Annotated in this window: 13 protein-coding genes and 1 tRNA gene; 5 read left to right on the plus strand and 9 right to left on the minus strand. The window is 71.1% G+C overall.

The window, feature by feature from the left end; all coding sequences use genetic code 11:
• Window positions 1-3: 3 nt before the first annotated feature.
• The 6 genes from ACIPN7_RS01185 to ACIPN7_RS01210 are packed head-to-tail and all read right to left on the minus strand — an operon-like array spanning window position 4 to window position 7,640.
• Complete coding sequence (locus ACIPN7_RS01185; RefSeq protein WP_400537158.1) at window positions 4-1,860, minus strand: protein kinase; 1,857 nt, start codon at window positions 1,858-1,860, stop codon at window positions 4-6.
• Window positions 1,857-3,392: a peptidoglycan D,D-transpeptidase FtsI family protein gene (locus tag ACIPN7_RS01190; RefSeq protein ID WP_400537160.1), complete on the minus strand. Its 1,536-nt coding sequence runs from the start codon at window positions 3,390-3,392 to the stop codon at window positions 1,857-1,859. Before ACIPN7_RS01190 ends, ACIPN7_RS01185 begins: the two co-directional genes overlap by 4 nt.
• Window positions 3,389-4,894, minus strand: a complete 1,506-nt coding sequence (locus ACIPN7_RS01195) for an FtsW/RodA/SpoVE family cell cycle protein (RefSeq protein ID WP_400537162.1) — start codon at window positions 4,892-4,894, stop codon at window positions 3,389-3,391. The genes ACIPN7_RS01190 and ACIPN7_RS01195 overlap by 4 nt, the downstream gene beginning before the upstream one ends.
• On the minus strand, window positions 4,891-6,414 hold the full coding sequence (locus ACIPN7_RS01200; RefSeq protein ID WP_400537164.1) for a PP2C family protein-serine/threonine phosphatase: 1,524 nt from the start codon (window positions 6,412-6,414) through the stop codon (window positions 4,891-4,893). The genes ACIPN7_RS01195 and ACIPN7_RS01200 overlap by 4 nt, the downstream gene beginning before the upstream one ends.
• 7 nt (window positions 6,415-6,421) lie before the next feature.
• A complete protein-coding gene (locus ACIPN7_RS01205) occupies window positions 6,422-6,913 on the minus strand; it encodes an FHA domain-containing protein (protein ID WP_400537166.1) in 492 nt (163 codons plus the stop codon).
• 10 nt (window positions 6,914-6,923) lie between these two features.
• A complete protein-coding gene (locus ACIPN7_RS01210) occupies window positions 6,924-7,640 on the minus strand; it encodes a DUF3662 and FHA domain-containing protein (RefSeq protein ID WP_020017306.1) in 717 nt (238 codons plus the stop codon).
• 240 nt (window positions 7,641-7,880) lie between these two features.
• Here ACIPN7_RS01210 and ACIPN7_RS01215 point away from each other — a divergent pair.
• Window positions 7,881-7,964 (plus strand) — tRNA-Leu (locus tag ACIPN7_RS01215).
• Window positions 7,965-8,146: 182 nt separating this feature from the next.
• On the opposite strand, the gene ACIPN7_RS01220 is transcribed toward ACIPN7_RS01215, so the two are convergent.
• Window positions 8,147-10,249 carry a hypothetical protein gene (locus ACIPN7_RS01220; protein WP_400537169.1) on the minus strand — a complete coding sequence of 701 codons (2,103 nt, stop codon included), beginning with the start codon at window positions 10,247-10,249 and terminating at the stop codon, window positions 8,147-8,149.
• A 342-nt stretch (window positions 10,250-10,591) separates the two neighbouring features.
• Here ACIPN7_RS01220 and ACIPN7_RS01225 point away from each other — a divergent pair, with 342 nt between their 5' ends.
• Complete coding sequence (locus tag ACIPN7_RS01225) at window positions 10,592-10,858, plus strand: hypothetical protein (protein WP_400537171.1); 267 nt, start codon at window positions 10,592-10,594, stop codon at window positions 10,856-10,858.
• Between the two features lie 242 nt (window positions 10,859-11,100).
• Here the strand turns inward: ACIPN7_RS01225 and ACIPN7_RS01230 are convergent, their stop codons facing one another.
• Entirely contained in the window at window positions 11,101-12,291 is a 1,191-nt protein-coding gene (locus ACIPN7_RS01230; RefSeq protein ID WP_400537173.1) for an anhydro-N-acetylmuramic acid kinase, read from the minus strand.
• 107 nt (window positions 12,292-12,398) lie between these two features.
• On the opposite strand from ACIPN7_RS01230, the gene ACIPN7_RS01235 reads away from it, so the two are divergent.
• Together ACIPN7_RS01235 and ACIPN7_RS01240 are read left to right on the plus strand one after the other, a co-directional pair.
• Entirely contained in the window at window positions 12,399-13,247 is an 849-nt protein-coding gene (locus ACIPN7_RS01235) for a class I SAM-dependent methyltransferase (protein WP_285100587.1), read from the plus strand.
• 228 nt (window positions 13,248-13,475) lie between these two features.
• Window positions 13,476-15,491 (plus strand): hypothetical protein, encoded by a 2,016-nt coding sequence (locus ACIPN7_RS01240; protein WP_400537175.1) that lies wholly within the window; start codon window positions 13,476-13,478, stop codon window positions 15,489-15,491.
• Here the strand turns inward: ACIPN7_RS01240 and ACIPN7_RS01245 are convergent.
• Window positions 15,481-16,311: an alpha/beta fold hydrolase gene (locus ACIPN7_RS01245; protein ID WP_400537177.1), complete on the minus strand. Its 831-nt coding sequence runs from the start codon at window positions 16,309-16,311 to the stop codon at window positions 15,481-15,483. The genes ACIPN7_RS01240 and ACIPN7_RS01245 overlap by 11 nt on opposite strands.
• 421 nt (window positions 16,312-16,732) lie before the next feature.
• Here ACIPN7_RS01245 and ACIPN7_RS01250 point away from each other — a divergent pair, with 421 nt between their 5' ends.
• A complete protein-coding gene (locus ACIPN7_RS01250) occupies window positions 16,733-17,230 on the plus strand; it encodes a low molecular weight protein-tyrosine-phosphatase (RefSeq protein ID WP_400539130.1) in 498 nt (165 codons plus the stop codon).
• Window positions 17,231-17,260 lie beyond the last annotated feature (30 nt).

Genomic DNA, 17,260 nt, shown 5'->3' on the forward strand with positions numbered 1-17,260 from the left:
CACTCATAGGTCCTTTGATGTCGTGGCCGTCTGCCTCAGGGCATACGACTCGTTGAGGAGCATCATCCCAGAAGCGGCCAGTCCGGCCGCTGCCGGGGGATTCAGCGTTTCGGCGTAGATTTCGGAGGAACCCCACGGCTCCCGCAGAGCGCCGTCGTCGCCGCCCCCGGTGACCAGCATGATGAGGATGACCACGAGCAGCAGCCCGACCAGTGCGACGAGCGGCCAGGACACGCGGATCCCCAGACGATCCTCGATCCCGTTCACCCAGCCCCGGATGTCGGACGACAGGCTGCGCCGTCCCTTCCCAGGGTGCCCTCCCGAGCGCCCCTGCTGGGGGACCCGGCGCCCGTCCTGGCGTGTCGAGTGCAGGTCGCGGCGCGACGGATAGGCTCGTGCGGCCCCGCTGCCCCCGGCCGCAGGCGGCGGGACGTAGCCGGGTGCGGCCGGCCTGCCGTAGGAGTCGGAGCCGTAGGCGCCCGACGTCGTGCCGTACCCGGCCGAGTCGGAACCGTAGCCCGCCGAGTCCGAGCCGTATCCGGCGGAGTCGGCGCCGTACCCGGCCGAGTCCGAGCCGTATCCCCCGGAGGCCGGTCCGCCGGCGGGGTTGCCCGGAGCCGGTGAGTAGGGCCGTCCGTAGGCGTCCGTCCCGTAGGTGCCCGACGTCGTGCCGTACCCGGCCGAGTCGGAACCGTAGGACCCGGAGCCGAACGGCCCGGAACCGTAGCCGCCCGCCGGGGTGCCCGGGCCGAAACCGCCTGCTGGACTGCCGGAACCGTAGCCGCCCGCCGCGGTGCCCGAGCCGTAACCGCCGGCAGGCGCCCCCGGACCGGGGGACGGCTGGGGCGGTGCGGACTGGGCGTTGGCCACGGTGGTGTGCCGCCCGCCGCTGGTCGGGCCGAACGGGGACTGCCTGCGGGCGTGCGAGGGGCCGGGCTGCGGCGCGCTCGACCGGCCGCTGCCGGAGCGCTGTGTAGAGGATGCCTGACCGTCGCGGCGCGAACGGCGCGCGTAGCGCGAGCTGCCGAACGGGTCCTCGGCGATCTCCGCGGCGAGCATGTCCAGGTGCCGCGCGAGCTGGTCGGCCGAGGCGATGCGCTGCGCCGGGTCCTTCTCCAGCATCTGCGTGATGGTCTCTGCCAGTCCCGGGTGCACCGAGGTCGGCAGGAGCGGCATCGGCGCGTTGACGTGCGCGATCGCGATGTCGACCGGCGTCCGGCCGGTGAAGGGACGGCGGCCCGCCGTCGCCTCGTAGGCGACCACGCCGAGTGCGTAGATGTCCGAGGCGCCCGTGGCCGACTGGCCGACGGCCTGCTCGGGCGACAGATACTGCGCGGTGCCCATGACCATGCCCGTGGCGGTCATGGGCACCTGGTTCTGGGCCACCGAGACACCGAAGTCCGTGATCTTCACGGTGCCCGAGTGCTCCAGCAGGATGTTGCCCGGCTTCACGTCGCGGTGCACGACGCCGGCGAGGTGCGCGGCGTGCAGGCCGCGCGCGGTCTGGGCCAGGATCGGCAGCAGCCTGGCAGGCTGCAGCACCGGCTCCCGTTCGAGCAGGTCGGCGAGCGGCTCGCCCAGGACCAGCTCCATGACCAGGTAGCCGGCGCCGTTCTCCTCGCCGTAGTCGAACATCTGCGCGATGTTGGGGTGGACGAGGGTCGACGAGTTCCGGGCCTCCGTGCGCAGGCGGCGGAGGAAGTCCTCGTTGCCCGTGTACTCCTCGCGGAGCACCTTCACGGCGATCTCGCGCGCGAGCTTCTCGTCGCGCGCGACCCAGACCTCGCCCATGCCGCCCATGGCGATACGCCGTACCAGCTTGTAGCGATCACCCAGCGACAGACCCTCGACCGGTCTCATTTCGAGATCGCCGCCTGCATGATCTGCGCGGCGATCGGGCTGGCGAGGGCGCCACCCGTGGTCTCGTTGGTGGACTGGCCCTCGTTCTCCAGCACCACGGCCACGGCGACCTGCGGGTCGTCGGCCGGCGCGAACGAGGTGAACCACAGCGTGGGCGATCGGGGGTCGTCCTCGGCGGTACCGGTCTTGCCGGCCACCTGGACACCCGGGATCTGCGCGCCCGTGCCGGAGCCGTCCTCGACCACCGCGACCATCATCTCCGTCAGCGCGTCGGCCGTGGACGACGAGAACGGGCTCTTGTAGCGGTTCGGCTTGGTCTGGCTGACGAGCTCGAGGTCGCTGTCCCGCACGCTCTGGATGAGGTACGGCTCCATGAGGTCGCCGTCGTTCGCGATGGCCGCGGACATCATGGCCACCTGGAGCGGCGTCAGGCGCAGGTCGCCCTGGCCCATGCCGGACAGTGCGATGCGGGCGTCGGAGTCGTCCGTCGCGGTGTCGGAGAGGCCCGGGTAGACACCGACCGACGTGGTCATCGGGATCTCCAGGGACTCGGTGAAGCCGAAGTCCTGGAACATCTGCTGCATGCCGTCCTTGCCCACCGTGTTCGCGAGTCCGAGGAAGGCGGTGTTGCAGGAGATCCGCAGGGCGTCCTTGAGTGTCATCGAACCGCTGGCGTCACAGGTCTCGCCGTCGAAGTTCTGCACCTTGCCGCCGTCCCCGGTCGTGCCGGGGAGCTGGTAGACGTTCGGTGCCGGGATCCGGGTCTCAGGGGTCATCCCGTCGTACTCGATGGCGGCGGCCGACGTCAGCAGCTTGAACGTGGAGCCGGGCGGGTAGATCGCGTTGATGGTGCGGTTGATCGTGGGGCCGTAGGGGCTGAGCCGCTCCTCGCCGCCGATCGAGTTGACCTGCGGCTTCTCGTTGAGGACCTTCTCGGCGGCTGCCGTGGCTGCATCGTTGTCGTGCGAGGACAGCGCGTTCGGGTCGAACGAGGGCTTGGAGACCATCGCGAGGATGGCGCCCGTCTTCGGGTTGATGGCCACGGCCGCGCCGACGTTGTCGCCGAGGGCGTCCCAGGCGGCCTTCTGCACCTTGGGGTCGATCGTGAGCTCGACCGAGGAGCCCTGCGCCTCCTCGCCCGTGATGAGGTTCTGGAGGCGGTCCAGCCACAGCGAGTCGTCCTCGCCCGCCAGGTAGCTGTTCGCGTACCGCTCCATGCCGGTGATGGTGCCGTTGATGCTGAAGTAACCCGTGACCGGCGCGAACACGGCGGCCGCTCCGGCGTCGCCCTCGGAGTAGGTGCGCTGGTACTTGAAGTTGTCGTCCACGGGGACGGACGTGACGATCGGGTCGCCGTTGCTCACGACGATGGGGCCACGGTCCCGGCCGAGTGCGCTGTAGGTGCCCCGGACGTTCCTGGGGTCCTCGTTCAGGCTCTTTGCCGAGACGAACTGGATCCAGGTCGTCGAGACCATGAGGGCCAGGAACATCACCATGACGACGGTCGACAGGCGGCGCAAGGTCGCGTTCACAGGTCCACCCCCCGCACGATCTGGGTCGCCTCGTTGGGCGTCGGGCCGCGGCCCGCACCGGCGTCGGTCCCCGCCTGGACCGGGGCCGCACCCGGCCCCCCTACCTCGATCGCGCCGCCGCCCACCACGGCGGGCGCGGGGTCGGCCAGGGTGCCGCGGGTCGGCAGGGCCGACGGTCGCCGGGCGGCGTCGGAGATGCGCAGCATGAGGGCGATGACTATCCAGTTCGCGAGCAGGGACGATCCGCCCTGCGCCATGAACGGCAGGGTCAGACCGGTGAGCGGGATGATGCGGGTGATACCGCCCACCACGACGAAGAGCTGCAGCGCCATGACGAACGCGAGGCCGCCCGCGAGCAGCTTGCCGAAGCCGTCACGGACGCCGATCGCGTGGCGCAGGCCGCGCTGCACGATCACCAGGTAGATCAGCAGGATCGCCAGGAGGCCGGTGAGGCCGAGCTCCTCGCCGAGGGCGGCGTACACGAAGTCCGAGAAGGCGAACGGCACGCGGTCCGGGAAACCTTCGCCCCAGCCGGCGCCGAACATGCCGCCGTACGCCATGCCGAACATGCCCTGGACGATCTGGTAGGACCCGCCGAAGTCGCGCTCGTAGAGCTCGGCGTTCAGCGGGTCGAGCCAGACGTCGACGCGACCCTGCACGTGGCTGAAGATCGACCAGGCGACGACGGCGCCCGCGGCGAACATCGTGAGGCCGATGACGATCCAGCCGACCCGGTCGGTGGCCAGGTACAGCATGCCGACGAACAGGCCGAAGAACAGCAGCGAGGTACCAAGGTCCTTCTCGCCGACCAGGACCGCCAGGGAGACGGCCCAGACGATGAGGATGGGGCCGAGGTCGCGCAGGCGCGGGAGCTGGAGGCCCAGGAACTTCTTGCCCGCCAGTGCCAGGGTGTCGCGGTTCGCGACCAGGTAGCCCGCGAAGAACACGGCGAACGCGATCTTGGCGAACTCGGCCGGCTGCAGCGAGAACGGGCCGATGAAGATCCAGATCTGCGCGCCGTTGATCTCCTCGCCCAGGCCGGGGACCAGGGGGAGGATCACCAGCACGATGCCGACGATCATCGCCGTGTAGGTGAGGCGGCGCAGGCTGCGGTGGTCGCGGATCACGAAGATGACGATGCAGCCGAGGATGATGCCGATCGCGGACCACATGATGTGCCGCGGCGCGTTGGCACCCGCCATGGCGACGTTGGTCGACAGGTCGAGCCGGAGCACCATCGCCATGCTGACGCTGTTCAGCAGCACGACGGCGGGCAGGATCACCTGGTCGGCGTAGGGCGCGCGCAGCCGCAGCACGATGTGTGCCGTGAAGGCCAGCGCGGCCAGGACGAGCGAGTACGTCCAGAACCCGTCGGGCAGGCCGTCCTCAAGGGAGTAGCCCACCATCCACATGCCGCCCATGCCGAGCGACAGTGCGACGACCAGCAGGATCGCCTCAGCGATGCGGGTCGGGGCCTTCTCCTCGGGCTGGAGGACGCTCATCCGTTCCCTCCCGTACCGGTCTCCTTGGAGGCGGTGGGCGTCGACTTCGGCGACGAGGTGCTCGCCGGCTCGCTCGTGGTCGGCGTCGGGGTGGACGAGGGCGACGGCGATGCCGACGGCTCGGTCTCCTCGGTCGCCTCGGCGATCAGCCGCTCGGCGCGCCCGCGGGCGTCCTCGAGCGAGGTCGCGCGGATGGTCTCGTTCACGCGGTCCGCGACGAACGCGGGCAGCTCGTCGACACGGGTGCCCGTGAGCTCGACCGCCGTCGAGAACGTCAGTGGTCCGGCCGTGGCCGGGATGCCGCGGAACACCGCGACCTGGCCGTCGGACTCACCCACGTAGTACTGGGTCTGGGTCCAGCGGTAGCCGCCCCAGCCCGCCAGGACGAGGCCCACGACCAGCAGCAGCGCACCGACCACGGTGAGCCAGACGCGCTTCTTGCGCGTCGGCGCCTCTTCGTCGGCCTCCTCGGCCAGGTCGTCGTCGGGCTGGATGTCCGGCTGGTACTGCTCCTCGTCGGTGCCGCCCGCGATCATGGCCTGCTCGAGCGTGTCGGCCAGGTTGTCCTGCGCCGCCGGGTCGGACAGCACGCCCACAGCCACGGGGACCGGCGCCTGCTGCCCGCCCTGCGCCGCGCCGCCGCGGCTGAAGCCGGTCACGGTGTCGCCGTCGATCTCCGCGTGCGGGGCGGCGCTCGCGGAGGGCGTGCCGCTGCCGGCCGCGGTCACGCCCGCGAGGGCGGCCGAGCCGACGATCTCCGGGGTGACGGTGGCCGTGGTACCCGCCGCGGCGGCGTCGTCCAGGACGTCGGCCACGACGACGGTGATGTTGTCGGTGCTGCCCGCGCGCATGGACATCGAGACGAGCCGCTCGACGGCGTCATACGGGTCGGGGACGGTGCTGAGTACCTCGGCGATCTCGCCGTCCGGCACGAATCCGGACAGACCGTCGGAGCAGAGCATCCAGCGGTCGCCGGGCACCGCCTCGCGGATCGACAGGTCGGGGGTGAGGTCCAGGTCGAAGTCGCCGAGGACCCGCATGACGACGTTGCGCTGCGGGTGGCTCTCGGCCTCGTCCGGCGTGATGCGGCCGGTGTCGACGAGGTGCTGCACGAAGGTGTGGTCCACCGTGACCTGCGCGAGCGTGCCGTCCCGCAGCAGGTACGCGCGCGAGTCGCCCAGGTGGGCCATGGCAAGCGTGTTGCCGGACTTCAGCAGCGCGGTGACGGTGGTGCCCATGCCGGCCAGGTCCGGGTCGGCCGTGGTGGCGTCGACGAGGTCCTGCCGGGCGCGGTCGATCGAGCGTTCCAGCTCGGACATCGACTGGTCGGAGCTGTGGTCGGGCCGGTCGAGGCCCACCAGGGCCGCGATGGTCAGCGCGGACGCGACGTCGCCGCCTGCGTGTCCGCCCATCCCGTCGGCCACGACGAGGAGGTTGGGCCCCGCGTACGCGGAGTCCTGGTTGTTGGAGCGGACGAGGCCGACGTCGGAGCGCGCGGCATACCGCAAGGTCACGGTCACGTGGTGGTCATCCCTGGAGCTCGACGACGGACTGTCCGATCTGCACGCCCACACCGGGACCGAGCGGGATGACGCCCTGCACCCGCTCCTCGCCGATGTAGGTGCCGTTCGTGGAACCGAGGTCCTCCACGAACCACTGGCCGCCCTGGGGGAAGATCCGCGCGTGGCGCGAGGACGAGTAGTCGTCGTCGAGCACGAGGGTGCAGCTCGGCGCACGCCCGATCAGCACTCCGGAGGAGGTGAGGGGAATGGTCGTCCCGGTGAGCGGGCCGGCCACCACGACGAGCCGCGACGGGCCACCGCGCTGGGGCGCGCGGGGCGCACCGCCGCCGGGGGTCGGCGTCGCCGCCGGCCCTGCCAGCTCGGGCCGGCGCCGCCGGCCGCTGGACGTGCGTGGCCCCGCGAGGTCGCGCCGGAGCACTGCGACGGCGGAGAGCACGAACACCCACAGCAGCACGAGATAGCCCAGCCGGAGCAGGGTGAACGTGAGCTCACTCATTTCGGTTTATTCACCAGTCCTCGTTGTCCGCACCGGACGCGCTGCCGGTCCAGAACATGATGCGGGTACGGCCGATGGTCATCGTGTTGCCATCGAGCAGGGTCGCGGCAGGAACCTGGTGGCCCTCGACGTACAGGCCGTTGGTGGAGCCCATGTCGGTCGCCACGACGCCGTCCGGCGTCACGCGGATCTCGAGGTGACGCCGGGAGACACCCGGGTCGTCCACCACGATGTCCGCCTCGGCGTCGCGCCCGATGACGGTCACCGGTCCGGTGAGCAGGTAGCGCTGACCATCGATGTCGATGAGCGGGTGCCGTCCCGTCGGCGCGCCGGAGGTCGCCGGGGCGACACTTCCCTGCACGCTGCGCGACCGCACGGTGAAGCGGCCGGGCACCAGCTCGTACTGCTCGTCGAACGTCACGCTCACGGGGCCCACGAACGCGTAGTGCTGCGTCGCGGCGTACGCCGTGATGTTGGACGCGAGCTCGTCGGCGAGGGTCTGTGCACCCCACGCCTCGATCTGGGCGAAGTCGTCGGGAGCGAGCTCGATCGTGAACTCGTTCGGTGCGACGGTACGGTCGCGTCCGACGACCGCGGCACGGTCGTCCAGCTCACGCCGCAGCCTGCTCGCCAGCTCGACAGGCTTCACTTCGCCACGTCCCACCTTGGCGAACGCGTTGTTCATCATGCGCTCCACGCTCTTCTCGAAGCGGTCCAGGGCGCCCATGCCACCTCCTTCCAGGGTCTGCGCCGGGCAGACTACCTAGATCGTATAGACCGGTAGGTCCCCGCAGACTCCAATACTGTGGATGTCCTGCGGATCTTCTCCGATCTTCCCTCAGGTGGCGCGGCGAGGAGAGGCGTGGGCGGATCCGCACGCTACTAGACCTGCGGCGGGACGTGAACCACTTCACGGTTATTGGATTCGGAACTGCCCTCCGAGTCGTGCTAGCGTCATCCTCGCAGCGCGCGAGTGGCGGAATAGGCAGACGCGCACGGTTCAGGTCCGTGTGCCCGAAAGGGCGTGGGGGTTCAACTCCCCCCTCGCGCACGTTGTACGCAAGGCCCCGACTCAGAGAGTCGGGGCCTTCGTCATGTCCCGGCTTCGGGGCCCGGGTCGGGTGTCCGAGATGGGTACTTCTCCCCCGATATTTCCGGGGTCACGCGTGGAAAAGCCGGGGTGGCGACGTCGGAGGACATCGCCACCCCGGCTGGTCCGGGCCGTCGCGCGGCTCAGCGGATGGTCACCGTCCGGACGCTCGTCACCGACTTGGCCGTGTACCCGGCCCGCGAGCCGGTCACCGTGACCGTCAGGTGCTTGCCCCGTGCTCGCGCCGGGATCACGAACCGGTTGCTCGTCCGCGTCGAGATGGTCACCCCGTCCGCCTTCCACACGTACTTCACTGACGACGGCGCGGGCGACCACGTCCCGCGGCTCACCGTGAGCGTCGACCCGACGCGCTTGGTCCCCGTGATCGTGGGCCGCGGCGCGGTGAAGGTCCCCGCGGCGACCGTCGAGGTCGCGGCGCTCGCGACCGTTCTCGTCGTGTAGCCGGTGCGCGAGCCGATCACGGTGACCGTCAGCCGCTTCCCCTTCGCCGACGCCGGCACCACGAAGGTGCTCGACGTTCGCGTCGAGATGGTCGTTCCGTTCGCCTTCCACACGTACTTCACGGACGACGGCGCGGGTGACCACGTCCCGCGGGTCGCCGTCAGCGTCGCGCCGACCTTCGCCGTGCCCTTGATCGTCGGCTTCGGGGCCGTGAACGTCCCCGGGGCCACGGCGGCCGTGGGGGCGCTGGTCGCCGACGACTCGTAGTACTGCTTGAGGCCGGTGACCGTGACGGTGACCTGCTTGCCCGCCGCCGAGGCGGGGACGGTGAACGTGCTCGACGTCGCGCCGGTGACGGCGACGCCGTCGACCTTCCACGCGTACCGGAAGCTGGTGGGTGTCGGCGACCAGATGCCGGTGGCGGCGGTCAGGGTCGAGCCGACCTTCGCAGTTCCGGTGACCCTCGGTGTCGCCGCCGTGAAGACACCAGGTTTGACGGTGACTGTCCGCTCGAGGCGGGCGGGAGCGAAGCCGTAGCCGCCTCGATACAGCACGGTCATGGGGTGGGTGCCGGGAGCGAGCTCATCCTCGTGGCCGATCGATATCTTCCCGCGACCATCCTCGTCGAGCTGGGCACCGGCTCCGAACCAGGTCCCGTCGTCGAGCTGCAGGCCCGCGACTCCCACCGGAACGATCGAGTCGGACTGCACTTCGAACGAGACGAAGTCCGGCATCTGGCCGTAGCGCCACGAGGACGGCAGGTCGCTCTCGACACGTGTGGCGGCGGGCGGCAGTACGACTACCTGACCGGTCCACGACACCGAGTCGGCCTCGCCCCAACCTTGGTAGTCGAAATGGACCGTGTGGGTCCCAGGCTCCAGGAAGAAGTAGTGCATGCACGATTCGGCCGCGCCGCCAGCCTCCCGGGGCTGCTCCAGATCCCAGATCTGGTCAGGATCGCCTTCCACCCGCATGGCGGCCGGCTGCTCGCTCGTCCACCAGAGCGACGATTCGTCTTCCGTGGCCAGCGCGAAGCAGAGCGTGTTCTCGGTGCCTTGGTGCCAGGTGGTCGGGCCAGAGGTGGTGAGCACGACCGGGCTGGGCTCGGTGAAGTCGAGCGTGGTCGCCACCGTGGTGGTGACGTAGGGCGACCCCGAGAAGGTCACGTCCAGCCGGTAGGTACCGATCTGCTCGTGCTGGTCGGTCGGAAACCTGATCTCCTCGGGATCGGACGGACTCACGGCTACGGACGCAAGCGTGCGCTCCTGCCCGTCTGGCACATGCGTCGTCGTTTCCGCCTGACCAGGTACCGGCGTCCCGTCGGGAAGGGCAGCGGTGATTTCGAACCCAACCCAGTCCGTGACGCGCAACGGATGGCCCGACGGCAGCACTGGCCGCAGGGAGACCTCCACCGGGACGGGGTCGCCGACCACGATCGCCCAGTGCTGTGCAATGGTGCTGTATCCGACGACGGCGGAGAAGACGGCGCGCTGGGCCGGAACCAGCGGCAGCACCGCGTCCCTGCCGATGAGTCCCCAGCTGAGGATCGACCCGTCGTCGAGTGCGGCACTGCCCTGTCCAGGGTCCATCGCAGCGAGCGAGACGACTGAACGTCCCGCCGGGGCGGCAGCGAGCTGCGTCCCGCCCGACGAGATGACGCGTCCGTCCGCGGTGGCGCCGACCACCTCCCCGTTGCCCATGTCGACGCCGATGAACCGTGTGCCCGCCGGGGGGTCGACGACCCGGGTCTCCCACCCGTCGACCAGTTCGTGGCAGCTCAGCATGACGCCGTCGCTGCGCAGCGCGGCCCAGTCTCCCGAGTCCCGCCGGGCTGTGATGGCGGTGTAGCGAAGGTCGGCACCCGGATCGCGTGCCGCGGAGCACGACTCGCCCGGGGCGGAGGCAGGGTCGAGTGTCCCGTCCGAACGCAGTGCCAGGTGCCCTGAGATTGCTGTGTACCTCAGACCCTGGGGCGGTGTCTTCACCGGCGTCCCCGACGCATCGACCACTATGCCGTCGGACCTGAGGATCTGTGGGGTCCAGCCCGATCCCGCCGACACGGCAGTAAATGTCGTGCCTTCCGGTGGCGTGAGGTGGCGGCCCGATCCGCTGATGGTGCCGGACCCATGGATGTCCACTTCTCCGTCGCTCCGCAGTATCAGGATCTGGCGATCGTCGGCGGAGAGCGCCACGGCATGAACACCGTCCGGGAGCGCTCGCGGCGAGTTGCCGTTGAACGCCCCGCTCAGGCGGCCCCATCCCACGACCTGTCCGCCGTGCGTGCTCGGCATCCCCTCCTGCACGAAGCTGGGATCGAGAGGTTCGGCATCCGCCGCGAGGGTTGGCGCAACGACTTCTGTCGTGCTCGCCGCGAGCGCGTCCATGGCAGGTGACGCACCAGCGGTCGTCGCACCCAGTCCGAGCACGAGACCCGAGGCCACCAGCGACACGCACGTCCGCCGGGCTGAGGGAAGGAATCGCCGTATTACCGAGGTCGACATCGAGCGCTCCAGCAGTAGCCGCGCATGGTTCACACGCGGGACGACAAGTCGCGTGACTGTATCCGCCGCGCAGCCGCGTTTGCCCCGAAATAAGGGGCGCCTCGCCCATCTTCACCCGGTGCCGTTCCGGCGCCTCAGGCCGGCCGCAAGATCTCCAGCCGCCCCGGCACCCCCACACCCGAACCTCGCCCCGGCGGGTACCGCCCGTCCGCCCCCGGCGTCACCGACCCCAGCACGCTCGCGTGCCGCGCCCCGGTCGCGCCCGGCAGCACGCCGGGCAAGCCGTGCCACGTGTGCCAACCCAGCACCGCGAACGCCAGCGCCTCCTTGGCCTGGCTCGGCACGCCCAGCTCGTCCGAGGTGCGGACGGCGACCCCGGGCAGCTCGGACCGGAGCGCCGCCATGAGCACCGGGTTGCGGGTGCCGCCGCCCGAGGCGACGACCTCGGCGGCGGTGTGCCGCACGGCGTCGGCCACGGTGCGGGCCGTGAGCGCGACCAGGGTGGCGAACAGGTCCTCCGCCGTCGGCTCCGTGGGGCCGAGGCGGTCCAGCAGGTAGGAGAGGTGGAACAGCTCCTTGCCCGTCGACTTGGGCGCCGGGCGCGCGTAGTACGGCTCGTCGAGCAGCCGCTCCAGGAGCCGAGGAAGCACCCGGCCGCGGGCGGCGAGCGCGCCGTCGGCGTCGTAGGTGAGGCGTCCGCCCGTGACGTGCCGGGTCGCGGCGTCGAGCAGCGCGCAAGCGGGGCCCGTGTCGAAGGCGACCGGCGTCGCCCCGGACAGCACGGTCACGTTCGCGATGCCGCCCAGGTTGAGCGCGACGGCGCCGGGGCGGCCGGCGAGCCACAGCGCGTCGAACAGGCCGACGAGCGGGGCGCCCTGCCCGCCCGCGGCGACGTCGCGCGTGCGCAGGCCCGAGACGACGGGGAGCCCGGTCGCCTCGGCGATCCACGCGGGTTCGCCGATCTGCAGGGTGCCCTGCACACCGCCGCCCGCCGGCGCCCAGTGGAAGAGCGTCTGGCCGTGGGAGACCACGAGGTCAGCGCGCCCGCCGCAGAGCTCGGCCACGGCGCGGGTCGCGACGTCGGCGAAGGCCTGTCCGACGCCGGTGTCGAGCCGGCACACGGCCTCCGCGGTGGTGGCGGCCGGCGGCAGGGTCGCCACCAGCCCGGACCGGAGGGCCGCCGGGTACGGGGTGGAGAGGTGTCCGAGGGGCGTGAGCGTCAGCGTGTCGCCGGCGAGCCGGAGATCGCACGCCGCGCCGTCGACCCCGTCATGGGACGTGCCGGACATCAGGCCGACCACCCGCAGCGAGAACGCGGGTTCCACCGGTGAAATGTGCGACGTGGGTATGGGATTCACCATCACGGCGACGCCTCCGGTCGTGTTTGCACCAGTGTTAGCCCTTACTCCCCGTTTGCGTCACAATCTCCCACATGCTTGACGTCTCGATCGCCCCTGCTCCGGCGCCGGACGCGCCGTTCGAGGACCACGTCGAATGGGCGCGTAACGCCCCTGCGACTCCTGCTACACCCGCGGCGCTGTTCACGGGTGGTCTCGACAACGCTCCCGTCGACGACCGTCTCACGATCGACGCGCCGGAGTGGGACTACCCCACGCTGGCCCGCGAGATCGTGCTCAAGTCCCGTGGTGCCGTGCTCGACATCGGCACCGGTGACGGTGACTTCTTCGCGGGCCTCGGCCCGCTCCCCAAGGGTTCGGCCGCCACGGAGCTCGGTCCGGCCTTCCTCGCCGCCCGACGGCGCCTGGAGCCGCTCGGCGTCGACGTGCGCCGCGTGGAGCCGTCCTGGACGGGTGACGTGCTGCTGCCGTTCTTCGACGGTCAGTACAGCGCGGTGCTCAGCCGGTTCAGCACCATCGACCCCGACGAGGTGGGTCGCGTGCTGGAGCCGGGCGGGACGTTCCTCACCGAGCAGGTGGACACGCGCGACGGCTTCGTCCTCAACCAGGCGCTCCGGGTGCCGCTGGGCTGGGACCCGGACGGCGTGACGATCGACGTCATCTCCGACGGGCTCGTCGCCTCCGGCCTCGAGATCGTGGAGGCCACGGAGTACGCGGGGACGCGCACCTTCAAGGACCTCTCCTCCGTGCTGTGGTACCTGCGGGTCGCGGCCTGGCAGGTGCCCGACCTCGCCGACCTCACCCCGGCCGCCGTCGCCCGCCACGAGGCGGCGCTGCGCGGGCTGCACATGCACTTCGCGACGGGCAACGTGCTCGTGGACGAGGCGCCGCGGATCCTGGTCACGGCTCGCCGCCCGTTCTGAGACCGCCCGTTCCGAGACTGCCAGGGCCTGTCGAGACACGCGTCTCGACGGGCCCTGCTGTGCCGAAGGATTCACGGCGGGTGAATCCAGGGGTGAACTTCGACGGTTTTAAGCCGATTCCCGCTCAATGTTGCTTCCGGCAGCATTCGCGGCAGGTTACGTTCGCGAAGCCCGGGACCGACGGCGGTCCCCGGTGCCCCGTCCTGTCACGGATCGCGAAGGACCCCCATGAAGCAGATACCCCTCGGCGACGCCCACCCCGCGTTCGCCGCCCCCACCCCGAGAACCGCCCGGCGCTGGCGCGCCGGCGCATCGCTCGCCACGCTCGCCCTGGTCGCCGGGCCGTTCGCCGCTGTGCCGGCGTCCGCCGCGGAGGCCGACGCGCCCGTCTTCACCGGAACCCTCGCGGTGAACGGTGCGGCGGCGGTCGGCTCGACGCTCACCCTCGACCAGACGGGCGGCACCTGGGCACCCGAGCCCGAGTCCGTCGCCTACGCGTGGTACCTCAGCGCCGACCCGGTCCTGGACGCCGCGGACACCCTCGTCGAGGGGGCCGGTGACACGACGCTCGACGTCCTGCCCGCCTACCTCGACCAGTACGTGATCGGCACCGTCGCGGCGACCGCGGGCGGTCTGACGAGCGACCCCGTCGCGGCAGCCTCCGGCGTCGTGACCGTCGGCGACCTCGTCGCCGGCACCCCGACCGTCTCCGGCACGGTCAAGGTCGCCTCGAAGCTCACCGCCCGGCCCGGCACCTGGCCCGAGGGCACCTCCCTCGCCTACCAGTGGAAGATCAGCGGCACCACGGTCGCCACCACGACGACGTTCACGCCGCAGGCCGCGCACGCGGGCAAGACCCTGCGCCTCGTCGTGACCGGCACGAAGGCCGGCTACGCCCCGAAGACCGCCTACAGCGCGTTCTCGACCGTGGCGAAGGCCAGCTTCGTCACCACGACGCCCAAGATCAACGGCACGGTCAAGGTCGGCGGCCTGGTCGGCGCCACGACCGGCCTCTTCTCGCCGACGGCCACGCTGAAGTACCAGTGGAAGGCGAACGGCAGCTCGATCTCCGGCGCCACCAGCCGCACCTACACGATCCCCAGCCGCCTCCACGGTGACAAGCTCACCGTCACGGTGACCGGCTCCAAGGCGGGCTACACGACGAAGAGCCTGACGTCGGCCGCCGCCGTCGTCTCCAAGCCGTTCGCCCGGACGTCCGCGCCGACGATCAGCGGCACCGTTCGCGTGGGCCAGACCCTCACCGCCAACCGCGGCACCTGGTCGCCCACCCCGTCGGTGGTCAGCTACCAGTGGCGCGCCAACGGCACGCCGATCGCAGGCGCGACCAGCCGCACCTACCGGCTCACGACCAAGGAGCACGGCAAGAAGATCTCGGTCGAGATCGTCGGCCGCAAGTACGCCTACCTGCCGGCCAAGCGCCTCAGCTCGGCGACCGTCACCGTGAAGTGGCCCGTCGGCATCAGCACGCCGAACGTCACCACGCAGCCGACGCGCTACGTGGACACGACGGTGGGCAAGACCGTCACGCTCAAGGTGTCGGCCACGGGTGGCGGCCTCAAGTACCAGTGGCAGCGCTGGACCCCGGCGTCCGGCACCTGGACCAACATCGGGTCGAACAGCTCGACGTACCGGTTCACCGCCGCGCCCGCGCACGAGCTCAACCAGTTCCGCGTGGTCGTGTCGAACATGGCCGGCAAGGACACCAGTAACCGGACCTACCTGTGGGTGCGGTCCACGCAGTCGTCGCCCTTCGCGGCCTACCAGTGGTTCAGCCTCTGGAACTACAACGCGGTGATGAGCGAGTCCTTCGTCTACGACGGCTACCTGGCGGCCGCCGTCGCCATCTGCGCCGCGCCGGGCTACTACGGCACCGGTGACCTGTCCGTGCAGTTCATCGGCAGCAACGGCGTGGTCTACCCCGGCGCCGGCCAGGAGGAGGCCGACCACATCTCCCGGGGCGTCGCGCTCGACGGCGACGGGTGCGGCGAGTTCGGCGCGTACACCGAGGCCCCGCGGTCGGTCTGGGTGGGTGGCCGCTGGCGCATCACCGACCGGTCCGACGGCCAGGTGTACCACCAGTACGTGAAGTACGACAGCCTCGACACCACCCTCGCGGGGACGTCCGCCCGTACGCTCGCCGGCTCGGGCTCCGGTGCGTCCCAGCTCGGCGGTCTGATCGGCTCGTCCCCCGTCGTCGGCTCCCGCGCCTCGCTCACGGACTGACGACACCCAGGAGGCCCGCGACGGCCTCCGCCATCGCTTCCGGCGGCACGTCCGCCCCGTGACCGGGAACGGTCACGCGGCGTGCCGCCGGAAGCACGGCCACCAGCGAGCCGGCCGCCGCCGCGACGGCGGCGGCGCTCGCGGTGCCGTGGACCACGAGCACCGGCTGGGTGATCAGGTCCCACCGGCACATCAGGGCACGTCGCCCCAGGGCGACGGCCGCGAGGACGCGGCCGTCATAGGCGATGGTCGGCGCCATCGACTCGAGGTCCGCCCACGACGCCGACGCCCGCATCCGCGGCACCAGCCGGCACGGCATGCCCACCACGTCGAGGAACAGCTCGACGGCGCTGCCCGGGTCGCCCGCCTCCACGCACGCCTCCACCCCCGCGATCATCCGGGGATCGGTGGGCGGCTCACCGCTGGCCACGTCGTAGCCCGGCTCGAAGCAGAGCACCCCGGTGACCAGGGAGCCCAGGTCGGCGGCCGCGCGCAGCGCCAGGAACGCCCCCGTGGAGATGCCCAGCAGCACGGCTGGGCCCGTGACCTGCAACAACGCGGCGATGTCGTCGACCTCCCGGTCCACGCTGTACGGCGGGGTGTCGCCGCTCCCGCCGCGCCCGCGCCGGTCGTACCGCAGCGTGGTCACGCGGTCGCCCAGCTCCGACGCCACGGCGAGCGTGACGGGCATCCGGTGGGCGAGGACGCCGTCGACAGCGACGACTGCCGGCGCCAGGCCGCGGGCCGGGCCGGTGAGATCGAAGGCGATCCGCGTGCCGTCGGCCGACGTCGTGAACGCGTCGACGGTGGTGATGGTCATGCAGGGCAGACGCGCCGGTCCCCCGAAAGTCGTCGCTCGGCCGTATGCCCGGAGCTGCGAATTTCGCCGCGAGGAAAAAGCCTGTGCGTACGTCGCCGGGCGGCGTAGGTTCTGTGGCACATGAGAAGGGAGGTGATCCGAGAAGTGATTTCACATCGGACCCATGAGGTGGTCGCGCGCTAGTCGCGTGACGCGTAAGCGTTTCGCGCCGACGGCGGTCGGGTGGCTCAGCACGGGGCCTTCCTGATCGCTCAGGCGCAACGGGACACTGGTGGCGATTTCCTCGCGACCACCGGAGCCCGCGGGTGCCGTGCCCTCGTCCAGCACGGCTGACACATGTCGCCCCGCGGGCTTTCCCGCGCCCGGAGGCATCCGGAAGAAAGTCGCGAGGGAGAATGTGCGCGTGACTGCCTACCGCGTGATGACCGTCTGCACCGGAAACATCTGCAGGTCCCCGATGGCCGAGATCGTGCTGCGTGACCGCTTCGAGGCCGCCGGCCTGGGTGACGCCGTGGTGGTCGACTCGACCGGCGTGAGCGACGAGGAGCACGGCAACCCGATGGACCGGCGCGCTCGCGCCGTCCTCGCCGAGCACGGCTACCCCACCGGCGACGGCCACCGGGCCCGCCAGGTGACCAGGGACGACGTCGGCTCGCGGGAGCTGGTCCTCGCGATGACCACCCGCCACGCACAGGCCCTGCGGAACCTCGCGGGCCGCGCGCAGGCCGACACGACGATCCGGATGTACCGGTCGTTCGACCCCGCCGCGGAGGGCGCGTCCGAGCAGCACCTCGACATCGCCGACCCCTGGTACGGGGGTCCCGAGGACTTCGAGGAGTGCCTCGCCGAGATCGAGGCGGCGGCGGACGGCGTCGTCGACTTCGTCCGGGCGGAGCTGGGCGTGCCCTCGGGCGCCTGACCGGCATTTCACCCCGTCCCGACCGGCTCG

Origin of the sequence: Promicromonospora sp. NPDC090134 (assembly GCF_044746965.1) — a bacterium.
Lineage (GTDB): Bacteria > Actinomycetota > Actinomycetes > Actinomycetales > Cellulomonadaceae > Promicromonospora.